Origin of the sequence: Stenotrophomonas pavanii (assembly GCF_900101175.1) — a bacterium.
GTDB classification, from domain to species: domain Bacteria; phylum Pseudomonadota; class Gammaproteobacteria; order Xanthomonadales; family Xanthomonadaceae; genus Stenotrophomonas; species Stenotrophomonas pavanii.
In genome coordinates, this window is sequence record NZ_FNFQ01000013.1 from 34,462 (window position 1) to 48,363 (window position 13,902).

A 13,902-nucleotide genomic window follows, 5' to 3' on the forward strand; every position below is an offset into this window, starting at 1 on the left:
CTTGTTTTACCGTAGGGCCGAACCGCCCCCACCCACGCCAGCGAACCGACTCCCATGCGACCGCTACCTACCCTGCTCACGCTCGCAATCGCCGCCGCCTTCGGCGGCTTCGTTGCCACCGGCCTCAATGCGCACCTGGACAACCGTGCCGACGCAGCGCCACTGCCTGCGGTGCTGCCGACCACCGCGGCGCTGCCGGCCTCGGTGGCCGGGCAGGCGGTGCCGTCGCTGGCGCCGATGCTGGAAAAGGCGATGCCGGCGGTGGTCAGCGTCAATACCAAGCAGGTGGTGCGCGTGCGCAACCCCTTCTTCAACGACCCGTTCTTCCGCCGCCTGTTCCCGGACATCCCGCAGGAACGCATCAATGAATCACTGGGCTCGGGCGTGATCATCGATGCCCGGGAGGGCCTGGTGCTGACCAACCACCACGTCATCGACAACGCCGATGACGTGCAGGTGACCCTGGCCGACGGGCGCACGGTGAAAGCGGAGTTCCTCGGTTCGGACCGCGATACCGACATCGCGCTGATCCGCATCCCGGCGCAGAACCTGACCGACATCAAGCTCGGCAACAGCGACCAGCTGCGCGTGGGCGACTTCGTGGTGGCGATCGGCAATCCGTTCGGCTTCAGCCAGACGGTCACCTCGGGCATCGTTTCGGCGGTGGGCCGCAGCGGCATCCGTGGGCTGGGCTACCAGAACTTCATCCAGACCGACGCGTCGATCAACCCGGGCAACTCCGGTGGCGCGCTGGTCGACCTGCAGGGCCAGCTGGTCGGCATCAATACCGCCAGCTTCAACCCGCAGGGCAGCATGGCCGGCAACATCGGCCTGGGCCTGGCCATTCCATCCAACCTGGCGCGCAGCGTGGTGGACCAGCTGGTCAAGCACGGCGTGGTGGTGCGTGGCACGCTGGGCGTGGAGAGCCAGAACCTGACCGCGCAGATCGCGCAGGGCCTGGGCCTGGGCGAAACCCGTGGCGCGCTGATCACGCGGGTACTGGCCGGCTCGGCCGCGGCCGCGGCCGGACTGAAGCCGGGCGACGTGGTGGTTTCGGCCAACGGCCAGCGCGTGGACAGCGCCGAAGCGCTGCACAACGTGGAAGGCCTGGCGGCGGTCGGCAGCCCGATGACGCTGGACGTGCGCCGCGAAGGCAAGCCCCTGCAGATCAAGGCAACGCTGAAGGAACAGGCGCGTGCGGTCAGCGGTGAGAGCCTGGACCCGCGCCTGACCGGCGCGACCTTCGTCGACCTGCCCGAGTCGCTGCGGCAATCGGGTGTCGGCGGCGTACTGGTCAGCGAGGTCAAGCGCGGCAGCCGCGCGGCCAGCAATGGCCTGCAGCAGGGCGACATCATCACCGACGCCACCGTCGGTGAGTTCGCCGATCTGGCCAGCTGGCGTGCCAACTTCCAGCAACGCCCGCCGACCCTGGTGGTGCGCGTGCTGCGCAACAACGGCCAGCAGCAGGGCCAGCTCGTGATGCGCTGATCGCCCTGCCGTAACACCCCCTATACCCTGGCAATGGTATTGCTGTCAGTCCAGGTCGGCACCGCCGACGCCCGTTCCCCCATCGCAACAGGAGTGATTCGATGAGCCCCACCAATACCGAGAACCTGAAGGAACACCTGGGTGAAGCCGGTTCCCACCTGAAGCAGGCCGCCAGCGCCGCCGGCGGTGCGATCAAGGGCGCCACCGGTGCAGCAACCGACGAGCTGCGCATCGGCAAGGCCAACGTGAAGGCCGAACTGTCCGACAGCGCGCTGTCCGGCCTGGCCGCCGCCGAGTTCGGCGGTGCCGCCGCCAAGGAACAGGTCGACGCACTGATGGACAAGGGCAAGGACCTGATCGACAGCGCCGCCGAGCTGATCCGCGAGCGTCCGCTGGCCTCGTTCGGCGTCGCCTTCGCTACCGGCTGGATCATTGCCAAGCTGGCCCGCGGCAGCAGCGACAAGTAAGCTGCGGCGTGAGCGAAGACAACGCGCAAGCCCCTGATCCGGCGGCCACCCCGCCGCTGGATGAGAGCATCCGCCAGGTCGGCGCGGCCGGTCGTGCCGCCGCCGATTCGGCCAAGCACACCGTGCGCTCGCTGCGCCGGCTGGCCTCGGCCGACTTCGCCCTGGCCCGCAGTGCCTTCGGCCGTGCGCTGGCCTGGGCCGGCGTGGCGATCGTATTTGGTGCCTCGGCCTGGCTGCTGATGGCGGCCACCCTCATCGCGCTGCTGCAGAGCTGGGGTCTGAGCTGGCTGCAGGCGCTGCTGATCACCTCGCTGCTGAGCCTGGCCGTCACCGGCTATGCCATCTGGCGGGTGTCCTACTTCTTCCACCACACCGGCATGCACGCCACCCGGCGCCAACTGTCACGCCTGGGGCTGTTCGACGAGCCCAGCGAGGACGATCCGGATGCCGAGGTGCAGCTGCCCGAGGGCAAGCCATGAAGTTCGGTGCGCTGCAGCGGCGGGTAAAACGCTGCGAACAGGTGGTGACCGTGCGCCTGGTCGAAACCCAGGACCACTGGTCCACGCTCAGCCAGGTCTGGCGCCGGGGCTGGTCGCCGCTGCGCATCGTCGTGGTCGGACTGGCCGGTGGTTTCATCGCCGGCAAGCTGGAAGTGCCGGGCAAGGTGAACGGTGCGCGCTGGCTGCAGATGGCCGGTTCGGTCTCGAACCTGTTCGCCAGTGCACAGGCGGCGTTCGCCACCGCGATGGCGGCACAGGCGGCAGCCACAGCCGACGACGCGGCCGAAGAAGCCGGCGATGCCAGCGAACAGGCGCAGGCAGCCGTCTCCGCCGCCGATGCACGGCCCGCAGCGGCGCCGCGACCGGTGCCGGAAGCGGAGCTGCGCGAACCGCGTCCGGCCGAAGCGGCCACCGAGCTGTCCGAACGTTGATCCATGGAAACCGCCGCGCCGCAGACGGCCGGCGGATAATGCGTTTCCCTTTCCGGCTGGTGCGTCGATGAGCGAGTCCCTCCTGTCCCCGTCACCGGCCGATCCACAGGAACCGGACGCGCCGCTGCCGCCTCCCTCGCGCCCGCGCGGGCCGATGTCACTGGTGGTGCTGGCAACCCTGGCCGTGGGGTACACGCTGTGGGCCGCGCAGGACATCATCCTGCCGGTGCTGCTGGCGATGTTCTTCGCGCTGGTCGGCAATCCGATCCTGCGCCTGCTGCAGAAGCTGTGGATTCCGCGCGCCCTGGGCGCACTGCTGATCCTCGGCGCCGGCCTGGGCGTGACCGGTTCGCTGGCGGTGCAGCTGATCGGCCCGGCGATGGAATGGGCGCAGGAAGCGCCGCAGCAGCTGCGCAAGGTCGCCCGCCAGGTACAGAACCTGACCAAGCCGGTGCAGCAGGCCAACCAGGCCGCGGAGAACTTCGCGCGCGTGGCCGGCGGTGACAGCAACCACAAGGTGCAGGTGATCCGCACCCAGCTGGACGACCCGTACCGCATGCTGACCCGTGCCCCCCGACTGGCGGCATCGGTACTGGCGGTGGTGTTGCTGACGCTGTTCTTCATGATCTACGGGCAGAGCCTGCAGCGCGCGGCGATCGCCCTGTTGCCCAACCGCCAGCAGCAGCGCTTCACCACCGACATCCTGCGTTCGATCGAGCGCGAGGTCTCGCGCTATGTGCTGACCATCAGCGTGATCAATACGCTGGTCGGGCTGGTGTTCGCTGGCGTGCTGATGCTGCTCGGCATCGGCCTGCAGGAAGCGCTGTTGTGGGGCACGGTCGCCGCGCTGCTGAATTTTGCGCCCTACGTGGGCCCGCTGATCGGCGTGGCGCTGATGCTGCTGATGGGCTTCGTGGAATTCCCCGACCCGCTGCAGGCGCTGCTGCCGGCCGCCGCCTACCTGGCCCTGCACACGCTGGAAGGGCAGATGGTGACCCCGATCGTGCTGGGCCGGCGCATGAAGCTGTCACCGCTGGTGCTGATCCTGGCGCTGATGGTGTTCGGCTGGGCCTGGGGCATGATCGGCCTGCTGCTGGCGGTGCCCCTGCTGGTGTGCATCAAACTGGTGCTGGCACGGCTGGATGGCACCCAGGGCTGGGCGCGGCTGCTGGAATGAAAGCCCGCGCGGGCAGGCGTAGAATGGCGGGGTGAATTTCCCCGTCCAAGCCATCACCCTCGACCTCGACGACACGCTGTGGCCGTTCGCTCCGATCGGCGCCCGCATCGAGCAGGTCCTGCACGCATGGATGCGTGAACACAGCCCCGCCACCGCCGCGATGTATCCGGTGGCCGCGATGCGCGAACTGCGCGAGCGCCTGTACCACGCCCACCCGCATCTGCACCACGACCTCAGCGAACTGCGCCGGCTGACCCTGCACGAAGCGCTGCACAGCAGTGGCGCCAGCCTGGACCTGCTGGAGCCGGCGTATGAGGTCTTCTACGCCGCGCGCAACCAGGTCGAGTGCTACCCCGATGCGATCGATGCGCTGGCGCGGATTGCCGCGCGGGTGCCGGTGGCTGCGTTGAGCAACGGCAATGCCGACCTGGAACGGATCGGCCTGGCCCACCACTTCGCCTTCCAGCTGGGCGCGCGCGAACACGGCGCGGCCAAGCCCGAAGCAAGCATCTTCCACGCTGCCTGCACCCGCCTCGGCGTGGTGCCGGCACAGGTACTGCATGTCGGCGACCACGCCGAGATGGACGTGGCCGGGGCGATCGCCGCCGGCCTGCGCGGCTGCTGGATCAACCGCGACGCAGCCACCTGGACCCATCCGCAGCTGCAGCCGGACCTGCAGTTCGACACCCTCACCGGCCTGGCCGACTGGTTGGACGCCAACCTCGACGCCGCCGCATCCCGGAGTACCTGACGCATGAGCGAGATCACTGGTTTCACCGCCGACAGCGGCGCAGCACTGCCGCTGTACGTGCTGGACCGCGAACAGTTCGCGGCCTGGAAGGACGGCCAACCGGCCGCCACCCAGGCCTGGCTGGCGTCGCAGGGCTTCAGCGCCGGCGCACACAGCGTGGCGTTGCTGCCGGGCGCCGATGGCCTGGCCGGCGCCGTGATCGGCGTCGGCGACCGCGCCGATGCCTACAGCTATGCGCACGCCCCGCACGCACTGCCCGAAGGCAGCGTGTGGCAGCTGGCCAACGAACTGCCGGCCGCCGAACAGGCACTGCTGGAGCTGGGCTGGGGCCTGGGCAGCTACCGCTTCGACCGCTACCGCAAGCGCAACCGTGCGCCGGCACAGCTGGTGGCGGCACCGTCCGGGGAAGTGGCCGACCTGATCGCTGCCAGCCTGCGCGTGCGCGACTGGGTCAATACCCCGACCGAAGACATGGGCCCGCAGCAGCTGGAAGACGCCGCGCGTGCCCTGGCCGCTGCCCATGGCGCGCAGGTCGAGGCGATCACCGGCGATGAACTGCTGAAGCAGAACTTCCCGGCCATCCACGCCGTCGGCCGTGCGTCGCACCGCGCGCCGCGCCTGGTCGTGCTGCGCTGGGGCAAGGACACCGATCCGGCGCTGGTGCTGGTCGGCAAGGGCGTCTGCTTCGATACCGGCGGGCTGGACATCAAGCCGGCCGACGGCATGCGCAACATGAAGAAGGACATGGGCGGCGCCGCGCATGCACTGGCGCTGGCCGGCCTGGTGATGGCGCGCGGGCTGCCGGTGCGCCTGACCCTGCTGGTGCCGGCGGTGGAAAACGCGATCGGTCCGGATGCATTCCGCCCGGGCGAAGTGATCGCCACCCGCAAGGGCCTGAGCGTGGAGATCGACAACACCGACGCCGAAGGCCGGGTGATCCTGTGCGATGCGCTGACCTTCGCCAGCGAGCAGAAGCCTGACCTGGTGCTGGACTTCGCCACCCTTACCGGCGCTGCACGCATTGCGCTGGGTCCGGACCTGCCGGCGCTCTTCAGCAATGACGACAGCGTGGCCCAGCAGTGGCTGCAGGCCGGCGACGCCACCCGTGACCCGGTCTGGCGCATGCCGCTGTGGCGCCCCTACCTGCGTTACCTGAGCAGCGGCATCGCCGACCTGGCCAACGCCGGTTCGCGCATGGCCGGCTCGGTGACCGCCGCGCTGTACCTGGAACGCTTCCTCGAAGACGGCCAGCGCTGGGCGCATCTGGACGTGTACGCCTGGAACGACGGCGAGCGCCCGGGACGCCCAGCCGGTGGCGAGGCGCTGGCACTGCGTTCGGCGTGGGCGATGCTCAAGGCGCGTTACGCATGATGGCGGCGCCGGGCACGGCCCGGCGCGTCCCCAGGCGGGGTCGGCAAATCTGACGAAAAATTGAATTCCGGCCCCGGCCGGGTTCTGCGAGGATGTGAGGGTCGACCACCCACACGCTCCGTGAAGGCAGGACTCCGACCATGTCGCTCTTCCGCTACACCCGCGCCGGCCAGACGGCAGGCGCACCGCGCAGGCATTCGCCGCTGCTCTGGATCGCATTGATCGCACTCATCCTGGGTGGCGTCGCGCTGGCCTTCGCCTGGCTGGCCGGCTGGATGGGCGACCGCCTCACCGCGCAGCGCTTCACCGACACCATCGAGGCCACCGGCCCGGCCCATCCGGGCTTCCGTCGTGCGCACAGCAAGGGCATCTGCGTAAGCGGCTGGTTCGAACCCAGCGCACAGGCCCCCACCCTGTCCAGCGCGCGGGTGTTCTCGCAGGCCCGCGTACCGGTGATGGGCCGCCTGTCGATCGGTGGCGGTGATCCCTACGGCGCCGACAACACCGCACGCGTGCGCAGCCTGGCGGTGCAGTTGGTCAGCGACGATGGCCAGGAATGGCGGATGGCGATGAACAGCTTCCCGTTCTTCGCTGTGCCCAGCGCCGAGGCGTTCTACGAGCAGACCCGCGCCTCCATTCCCGACCCGGCCACCGGCAAGCCCGACCCGCAGAAGATGGCGGCGGTGCTGGCCAGGTACCCGAGCGCACAGGCGTTCCAGCAGTGGGCGAAGACGGCACCCTGGACCAGCAGCTGGGCCGACACCACCTTCAACAGTGTCAACAGCTTCTGGTTCACCAACGCGCAGGGCCAGAAGCGTGCGGTGCGCTGGCGCTGGCAGCCGCAGGCACCGGTAGTGGAGATGGACGCGGAAACGCGCAAGCAGGCCAGCGTCGATTTCCTCAGCGAGGAACTGCAGCAGCGCCTGGCCAAGGGCCCGGTGCGCTGGAACCTGGTCGTGACCACTGCCGAGCCCGGCGATGCCATCGACGATCCATCGGTACCCTGGCCGGAATCACGCGACCAGGTGGTGGCCGGCGTGCTCAGCCTGGACCACATGCAATCGCAGGAACAGGGTGCGTGTGGCCAGATCAACTTCGATCCGTTGATCCTGCCCAGCGGCGTGCGCGGCAGTGACGACCCCATCCTGGCGGCACGCTCGGCGGTCTATTCGCAGTCTTTCAACCGCCGCGAACGCGAGCGCGCCAGCGGTAACGTCGAGCCACCGAAGGAGGCCGCACGATGAGCACCGGTAACGGCCACTTCAACCTGCTGGCGAGGGTGCTGCACTGGTCCATGGCGCTGATGATCATCGCCATGCTGTTCATTGGCGTGACCATGGTCGCCTCGCTGCACCTGCGGCCGATGCTGATCGACCTGCACCGCCCATTGGGCATCGCCCTCGGCGTACTGGTGCTGCTGCGCCTCTACAACCGGCTGCGGCATCGCCCGCCGCCGCTGCCGGCGGATCTTCCGGTGTGGCAGGTGATGGCGGCCAAGGCTTCGCACTGGATGCTGTATGCACTGATGCTGGCGATGCCGCTGATCGGCTGGGCGATGCTGTCGGCCGGCGGCTACCCGATCGTGCTGTGGGGTGGCCTGCACCTGCCGCCGATCGTGCCGCACACTCCGGCGCTGTATGCCGCGTTGCGCAATGCGCACAGCCTGCTGGCCTATGTGTTGTTTGCCACGGTGCTGATGCATGTGGGTGCGGCGCTGTTCCACCTGTGGGTGCGGCGTGACGGGGTGTTCCAGGCGATGGCGCGCGGCAAGGAGTGATGATCGGGTTCGCCGGGAGTTCCCGGCGGGTTGTTTCCGCGACCGCGGAGGGGTGTCACTTTCTTTGCTCGTGCAAAGAAAGTAACCAAAGAAACACGCCGCCAGGTCGCGAGCCGGTGCTGCGCACCGGTGTCCTGTGCTTCTCGGTGAATCAGGGGACGGCGCCGAACTCGCTGCGCTCAGACACCGGCGCCTCTCGCCCCTGATTCCCCTGCGATGCTCGGCTCGCTCAAGGCGGACCCAAGGTCAAATGCCACAGCTGCACCCAGTAGATTCACGCCATGCGTGGATGCCGTTGCCGTTGACCTTGACCTTCCAGTCCGCCTTCAAGCGAGCCGAGCACCGCAGGTCCGGCGAGGGCGAAGAGGTGCGGGTGTCTGAGCGCAGCGAGTTCCCGCACCGTCCCTCGACGGACCGAGGAGCGCAGGGCACCGGCGTGCGAAGCGCGCCGGCTCGCGGCCGGCGGAGCGTTTCTTTGGTTACTTTCTTTGCGCGCAAAGAAAGTGACACCTCTCCACAGGCGCGGAAATGATCCGCCGGGCAGCGCCCGGCGCTACCCGTGCGTCGGCGCACGCCGCTACAGCCACCCCTTCTGCCGCGCCAGCCGGTACGCCTCGATCCGGTTGGCCACGCCCAGCTTGCCGATGCACTCGGACAGGTAATTGCGCACCGTGCCGTGCGACAAGCCCAGCTGCTCGGCGATCTCGCTGGCGGTACGGCCCTCGCCCGCCAGCCGCAGCACGCGGCGCTCGCGGTCGGTCAGCGGATCGGCCTGTGACCATGCATCCAGCGCCAGCTGCGGGTCGATCGCACGGATGCCCTGCTTCACCTTGCGCAGTGCATCGGCCAGGTTCTCGGCCGGTGCATCCTTCAGCAGGTAGCCCAGCACGCCGGCTTCCAGCGCGCGGCGCAGGAAGCCGGCGCGGGCGAAGGTGGTCACGATCACCACCTTGATCGGCAGCTCGTGGCGCGCGATGCGCTGGGCAAGCTCGAGCCCGGACAGGCCGGGCATCTCGATGTCGGTCACCAGGATGTCCGGCTGCAACTGCTGCAGCATGCGCCACGCGGTTTCGCCGTCGGCGGCGCTGCCCAGCACCTCGATATCCAGCTCCAGGCCCAGCAGCGCCGACAGCGCGCCGCGTACCATCGCCTGGTCCTCGGCCAGCAGGATGCGGATCATGCGGCACCGTCCTGTGCCAGCGACGGCGGCGTTCCCGGCGGCAACGGTGTGGTCGCGGCAGCCAGCGGCACGCGCACGGTCAGTCGCGTGCCCTCGCCCCTTGCGGACTGTACCTGCAGGCTGCCCCCCAAGGCGGCCACGCGTTCGCGCATGCCGCTCAGCCCGTTGCCCTCGGCCTGCACGCCGCCACGGCCATCGTCGCGGATCTGCATCGCCAGCATGCGTCCCTCCAGCATGAACTCCACCCGTGCCTGTGTCGCCTGTGCATGGCGCACGATATTGGTCGCGGCCTCGCGCAGCACCAGCGCCAGCCCGCGTTCGACATTCACCGGCATCGCCGGTGGTGGTGCGTATTGAAGGTGGACCTGCTGGCACTCCAGCAGCAGCCGCGCCGACGCCAGCTCACCGGCCAGGTCGCTGGCGCGGATGCCGGTGACCGCGCTGCGGACCTGTGCCAGCGCTTCGCGGGCGATGGCCTCGGCCTCGCCGATCTCCAGCCGCGCGCGCGCGTCGCCGCGGTCGTGCAGCTTGCGCGCCAGCTCCAGCTTCAACGTGATCAGCGACAGGGTGTGGCCGAGCAGGTCATGCAGGTCGCGGCCGATGCGTTCGCGCTCGGCCGTGGCCGCCAGCCGCCGCACCTCGTCCTGCGACAGCTGCAGTGCCGCATCCTTCTGCTGGTTGAGCGCTTCCACGTTCACGACCAGCCCCACGATATAGGACACGGCCGGGATCCAGACCAGGCTCTGCCATGGGTACTGGAACAGCAGCGCGAGGCTGCAGAACAGCAGATTCAGGCCAGTGAGCTGCAGCAGATACTGCCACCAGCCACCGCGTCCGCTCACCCGCAGCAGCACGCAGCCGAACACGAAGTAGGTCAGCCCGGACGGGTACCAGGGCAGCAGCACCAGCGACATCGCGATCAGGGCCAGTGCATAGCGCGGAGCGTGATGGCGCGGCGCCACCATCACCTTGGCGTACAGCAGCAGGAACACCGGATAGCTGGCCAGCGTCAGCAGCAGCCAGCGCAGGGTGAAGCCGTGGCCAAGCAAGGGCGTCAGGAAGATCCACACCGACCACAGCAGGTGGATTGCCTCGCTCCAGGGCGATTTTCCCCGGCGCAGCGTATCGGCCACCGCCGAGTCCGGCGCGGGGCGCAGCAGCGAGGCAAGCCATGTCGAGGGCACGGGCGGTTCCAGGCGGGGACGATCGCCGCCGATCATGCCAGTTCAGCTGCCTGCGCGCAGGCGCGGGTGCCGGCCGGGCGGCACCGGCGCAACCGGGCGCAGATCACGGTACGCTTGGCGGCGCCGCTGCGGCGGGCCGGCAATGGGGCGATCGGATCCATGGGCAGTACCGGTAGCGGGAACGTTGCCATCCTGTGCCGCCGTGGTCACATTTCGCAGTTGCCGCCGTCAGTGTCATCGGGTGACAGCTGTCACTGCCGTCATCGCTGTGCCTGGCTTCATGCTGTGCCGCACGCTCCACCGCCGGAACCGCCGCCGTCCGCCCTTCCGGCCACACCCGCCCGAACGCCTGTGATGGAACGAATGAACGCTTCTGCCGAGCTGTTGAAGGAACTCCGTATCGACCGCAAGTCGCCGCCGCCGGCCTCCGGGGGCAATGGTGGTGGCCGCCGCTGGCTGTGGATCGCGATCATCGTGGCCGTGCTGCTGCTTGCTGCCGCAGTGGCCTTCGTGTTCGGCCGCGCGCCGGCCGTGGAGGTGGAAACCGCGCCGGCGGTGGCCATCCAGCAGGGCAGCGCCAGCAGCTCGGTGCTCGACGCCAGTGGCTACGTGGTCGCCCGGCGCATGGCCACGGTATCGGCCAAGATCACCGGCAAGGTGCGCGAGGTGATGATCGAAGAAGGCATGCGGGTCGAGGCTGGCCAGGTGATGGCCACGCTGGACCCGATCGACGCCGACGCGCAGCGCAGCCTGTACGCCTCGCAGCTGCAGGCCGCACGCAGCCAGGTCGCCGGGCTGCAGGCGCAGCAGAGGCAGGCCGCCGCCGAAGCCAGCCGCCTGCAGGCGCTGGTCGGCCAGCAGCTGGTGTCACGCTCGCAGTACGACCAGGCCGTGGCCCAGCGCGACAGCCTGCGTGCGCAGCTGGATACCGCGCAGCGCAACGTCAAGGTCGCCCAGGACCAGCTGGCCATCGCCGACCTTGGCGTGGACAACAACGTGGTACGCGCGCCGTTCTCCGGCGTGGTCACCGCCAAGGCGGCGCAGCCGGGTGAAATCGTCTCGCCGCTGTCGGCGGGCGGTGGTTTCACCCGCACCGGCATCGGCACCATCGTCGACATGGACTCGCTGGAGATCGAAGTCGAGGTCGGCGAGGCCTTCATCGGCCGCGTGCAGCCGAAGATGCCGGTGGAAGCCATCCTCAACGCCTACCCGGAATGGAAGATTCCCGGCGAGGTGATCGCCATCATCCCCACCGCCGACCGCGGCAAGGCCACGGTGAAGGTCCGCGTGGCGTTGAAGGTGAAGGACCCGCGCATCGTGCCGGAGATGGGCGTGCGCGTCAGCTTCCTGGAACAGGCGCAGCCGCAGGCCGCAGCCAAGCCGCAGGGCGTGCGCGTGCCGGGCGGCGCCGTGGTGCAGCGCGACGGCGCCTCGGTGGCCTTCGTGCTGGGTGACGAGAACCGCGTGCAGCAGCGCACGGTCGAGGCTGGCCAGGCGATGGGCAAGGACCGCCAGATCCTCAAGGGCGTAAGCGCCGGTGAATCGGTGGTGGTGAACCCGCCGGACACCCTGCGCGATGGCGCCAAGGTGCAACAGAAACAAGCGCAGTAACGGCCTGGCGCCCGTGGGCGCCGCCGGCAGCACCGCTCGACGCTCGCCCGCGGCCATCGCGGGTGCGCTTCCCCGTTTCCCGCCTTCCGTGGAGAACCACCCATGTCGACCCTGGTTTCACTGCGCAACATCACCAAGACCTACCAGCGTGGCCCCGAGAAAGTGCAGGTGCTGCACGGCATCGACCTGGACATCGCCAGCGGCGACTTCGTCGCGCTGATGGGCCCGTCCGGCTCGGGCAAGACCACCCTGCTCAACCTGATCGGCGGCCTGGACAACCCCAGTGGCGGCGAGATCAGCATCGAGGGCGAGCGCATCGACCAGATGAGCGGCGGCCAGCTGTCGACCTGGCGCAGCCACCATGTCGGCTTCGTGTTCCAGTTCTACAACCTGATGCCGATGCTGACCGCGCAGAAGAACGTGGAACTGCCGCTGCTGCTGACCCACCTCAATGCCGCTCAGCGCCGCCGCAATGCCGAGATCGCGCTGACCCTGGTCGGCCTGGCCGACCGCCGCAGCCACCGCCCGAATGAGCTGTCCGGCGGCCAGCAGCAGCGCGTGGCGATCGCCCGCGCGATCGTCTCCGACCCGACCTTCCTGATCTGCGACGAACCCACCGGCGACCTCGACCGCCAGTCCGCCGAGGAGATCCTCGGCCTGCTGCAGCAGCTCAACCGCGAGCACGGCAAGACCATCATCATGGTCACCCATGACCCGAAGGCTGCCGAGTACGCCACCCACACGGTGCACCTGGACAAGGGCGAGCTGGCCGACGCGCCGCTGGCCCACTGACGGAGGCCACGGCGATGAAATACTTCTCGTTGGTGTGGGCACAGCTGTTCCGCAGCCGCACCCGCACCCTGCTGACCCTGCTTTCGGTGGTGGCCGCGTTCCTGCTGTTCGGCATGCTCGATTCGGTGCGCGTGGCGTTCTCGTCCGGTGGCAGCGTGGAAGGGGCCAACCGCCTGGTGGTCGCTTCTCGGCTGTCGATCACCCAGTCGCTGCCGATCCGCCTGGAAACCCAGGTGCGCCAGGTCGCCGGCGTGCGCGACGTGGCCTATGGCATGTGGTTCGGCGGCATCTACCAGGACCCGAAGAACTTCTTCCCGAATTTCTCGGTGTCGCCCAACTACTTCAAAGACTACCGCGAACTGCAGATCGACCCGGCGCAGCTGGAAGACTGGAAGCAGACCCGTACCGGCGCCATCGTGGGCGAGACCCTGGCCAAGCAGTTCGGCTGGAAGATCGGCGATACCATCCCGCTGCAGGCCACGATCTTCCCGCGTGGCGGCAGCAACGACTGGCCGTTGGTGCTGAAGGGCATCTACCGCTCCAAGGACCGTGCGCTGGCCGCCAACGAAGAGCGCCAGCTGATGATGAACTGGAAGTACTTCGATGAATCCAACGACTACATCAAGAACCAGGTGAGCTGGTACACGGTGACGCTGGACAACCCGGACCACTCTTCGCGGGTGGCTCAGGCCATCGATGCGATCTCGGCCAACTCCGACCACGAGACCAAGACCCAGACCGAATCGGCGTTCCAGCAGGCCTTCGTCAAGCAGTTCGCGGACATCGGCATGATCGTCACGTCGATCATGGGCGCGGTGTTCTTCACCCTGCTGCTGCTGACCGGCAACACCATGGCGCAGGCGGTGCGCGAGCGCGTGCCGGAGCTGGCCACGCTGAAGACGCTGGGCTTCAAGGACAGCACCGTGCTGACCCTGGTGATGGTGGAGTCGGTGCTGTTGATCGGCCTGGGCGGCCTGATCGGCATGGGCCTGGCCGCGCTGATCCTGCCGGCGATCGGGCCGAAGAGCATGGGCATGCTGCCGCCGCACGTACCGACGCCGACCTGGCTGATGGGGCTGGGCCTGATCGTGGTGATCGGCATCATCGTCGGCCTGTTGCCGGCGCTGCGTGCCAAGCGCCTGAAGATCGTCGACGCACTGGCCGGCCGCTGAG

14 protein-coding genes are annotated in these 13,902 nt (G+C 68.8%); 12 read left to right on the plus strand and 2 right to left on the minus strand.

Translation table 11 applies throughout. The features are described from left to right. Window positions 1-54: 54 nt before the first annotated feature. The 9 genes from BLS66_RS18370 (at window position 55) to BLS66_RS18410 (ending at window position 7,962) form a co-directional block, all read left to right on the plus strand. Window positions 55-1,488, plus strand: coding sequence for a Do family serine endopeptidase (locus tag BLS66_RS18370; RefSeq protein ID WP_049465966.1), 1,434 nt, complete (start codon window positions 55-57; stop codon window positions 1,486-1,488). 101 nt (window positions 1,489-1,589) lie between these two features. Beyond that, window positions 1,590-1,955: a hypothetical protein gene (locus tag BLS66_RS18375; protein ID WP_053461944.1), complete on the plus strand. Its 366-nt coding sequence runs from the start codon at window positions 1,590-1,592 to the stop codon at window positions 1,953-1,955. Window positions 1,956-1,963: 8 nt separating this feature from the next. Next, the gene (locus tag BLS66_RS18380; protein ID WP_049465970.1) at window positions 1,964-2,434 is read left to right on the plus strand and encodes a phage holin family protein; all 471 of its coding nucleotides are present in this window, start codon (window positions 1,964-1,966) and stop codon (window positions 2,432-2,434) included. Then, a complete protein-coding gene (locus BLS66_RS18385) occupies window positions 2,431-2,886 on the plus strand; it encodes a hypothetical protein (protein WP_057494443.1) in 456 nt (151 codons plus the stop codon). The genes BLS66_RS18380 and BLS66_RS18385 overlap by 4 nt, the downstream gene beginning before the upstream one ends. 67 nt (window positions 2,887-2,953) lie before the next feature. Further along, window positions 2,954-4,063 (plus strand): AI-2E family transporter, encoded by a 1,110-nt coding sequence (locus tag BLS66_RS18390; protein ID WP_049470021.1) that lies wholly within the window; start codon window positions 2,954-2,956, stop codon window positions 4,061-4,063. 31 nt (window positions 4,064-4,094) lie between these two features. Further along, entirely contained in the window at window positions 4,095-4,814 is a 720-nt protein-coding gene (locus tag BLS66_RS18395; protein WP_049470017.1) for an HAD family hydrolase, read from the plus strand. 3 nt (window positions 4,815-4,817) lie between these two features. Further along, window positions 4,818-6,185, plus strand: a complete 1,368-nt coding sequence (locus BLS66_RS18400) for a leucyl aminopeptidase family protein (RefSeq protein WP_074726492.1) — start codon at window positions 4,818-4,820, stop codon at window positions 6,183-6,185. A 140-nt stretch (window positions 6,186-6,325) separates the two neighbouring features. Continuing rightward, a complete protein-coding gene (locus BLS66_RS18405) occupies window positions 6,326-7,429 on the plus strand; it encodes a catalase family peroxidase (protein ID WP_049470011.1) in 1,104 nt (367 codons plus the stop codon). Continuing rightward, window positions 7,426-7,962, plus strand: a complete 537-nt coding sequence (locus tag BLS66_RS18410) for a cytochrome b (RefSeq protein WP_057494446.1) — start codon at window positions 7,426-7,428, stop codon at window positions 7,960-7,962. The genes BLS66_RS18405 and BLS66_RS18410 overlap by 4 nt, the downstream gene beginning before the upstream one ends. 577 nt (window positions 7,963-8,539) lie before the next feature. Here the strand turns inward: BLS66_RS18410 and BLS66_RS18415 are convergent. Together BLS66_RS18415 and BLS66_RS18420 are read right to left on the minus strand one after the other, a co-directional pair. Beyond that, window positions 8,540-9,142 carry a response regulator transcription factor gene (locus BLS66_RS18415; RefSeq protein ID WP_074726493.1) on the minus strand — a complete coding sequence of 201 codons (603 nt, stop codon included), beginning with the start codon at window positions 9,140-9,142 and terminating at the stop codon, window positions 8,540-8,542. Beyond that, the gene (locus BLS66_RS18420) at window positions 9,139-10,362 is read right to left on the minus strand and encodes a sensor histidine kinase (RefSeq protein ID WP_074726494.1); all 1,224 of its coding nucleotides are present in this window, start codon (window positions 10,360-10,362) and stop codon (window positions 9,139-9,141) included. Before BLS66_RS18420 ends, BLS66_RS18415 begins: the two co-directional genes overlap by 4 nt. Before the next feature lie 327 nt (window positions 10,363-10,689). On the opposite strand from BLS66_RS18420, the gene BLS66_RS18425 reads away from it, so the two are divergent. The 3 genes from BLS66_RS18425 (at window position 10,690) to BLS66_RS18435 (ending at window position 13,901) form a co-directional block, all read left to right on the plus strand. Continuing rightward, complete coding sequence (locus BLS66_RS18425) at window positions 10,690-11,937, plus strand: efflux RND transporter periplasmic adaptor subunit (protein ID WP_074726495.1); 1,248 nt, start codon at window positions 10,690-10,692, stop codon at window positions 11,935-11,937. Window positions 11,938-12,039: 102 nt separating this feature from the next. Beyond that, window positions 12,040-12,729, plus strand: coding sequence for an ABC transporter ATP-binding protein (locus BLS66_RS18430; protein ID WP_004137569.1), 690 nt, complete (start codon window positions 12,040-12,042; stop codon window positions 12,727-12,729). A gap of 14 nt (window positions 12,730-12,743) precedes the next feature. Further along, complete coding sequence (locus tag BLS66_RS18435) at window positions 12,744-13,901, plus strand: ABC transporter permease (protein WP_074726496.1); 1,158 nt, start codon at window positions 12,744-12,746, stop codon at window positions 13,899-13,901. The last annotated feature ends 1 nt before the right edge of the window (window position 13,902 follow it).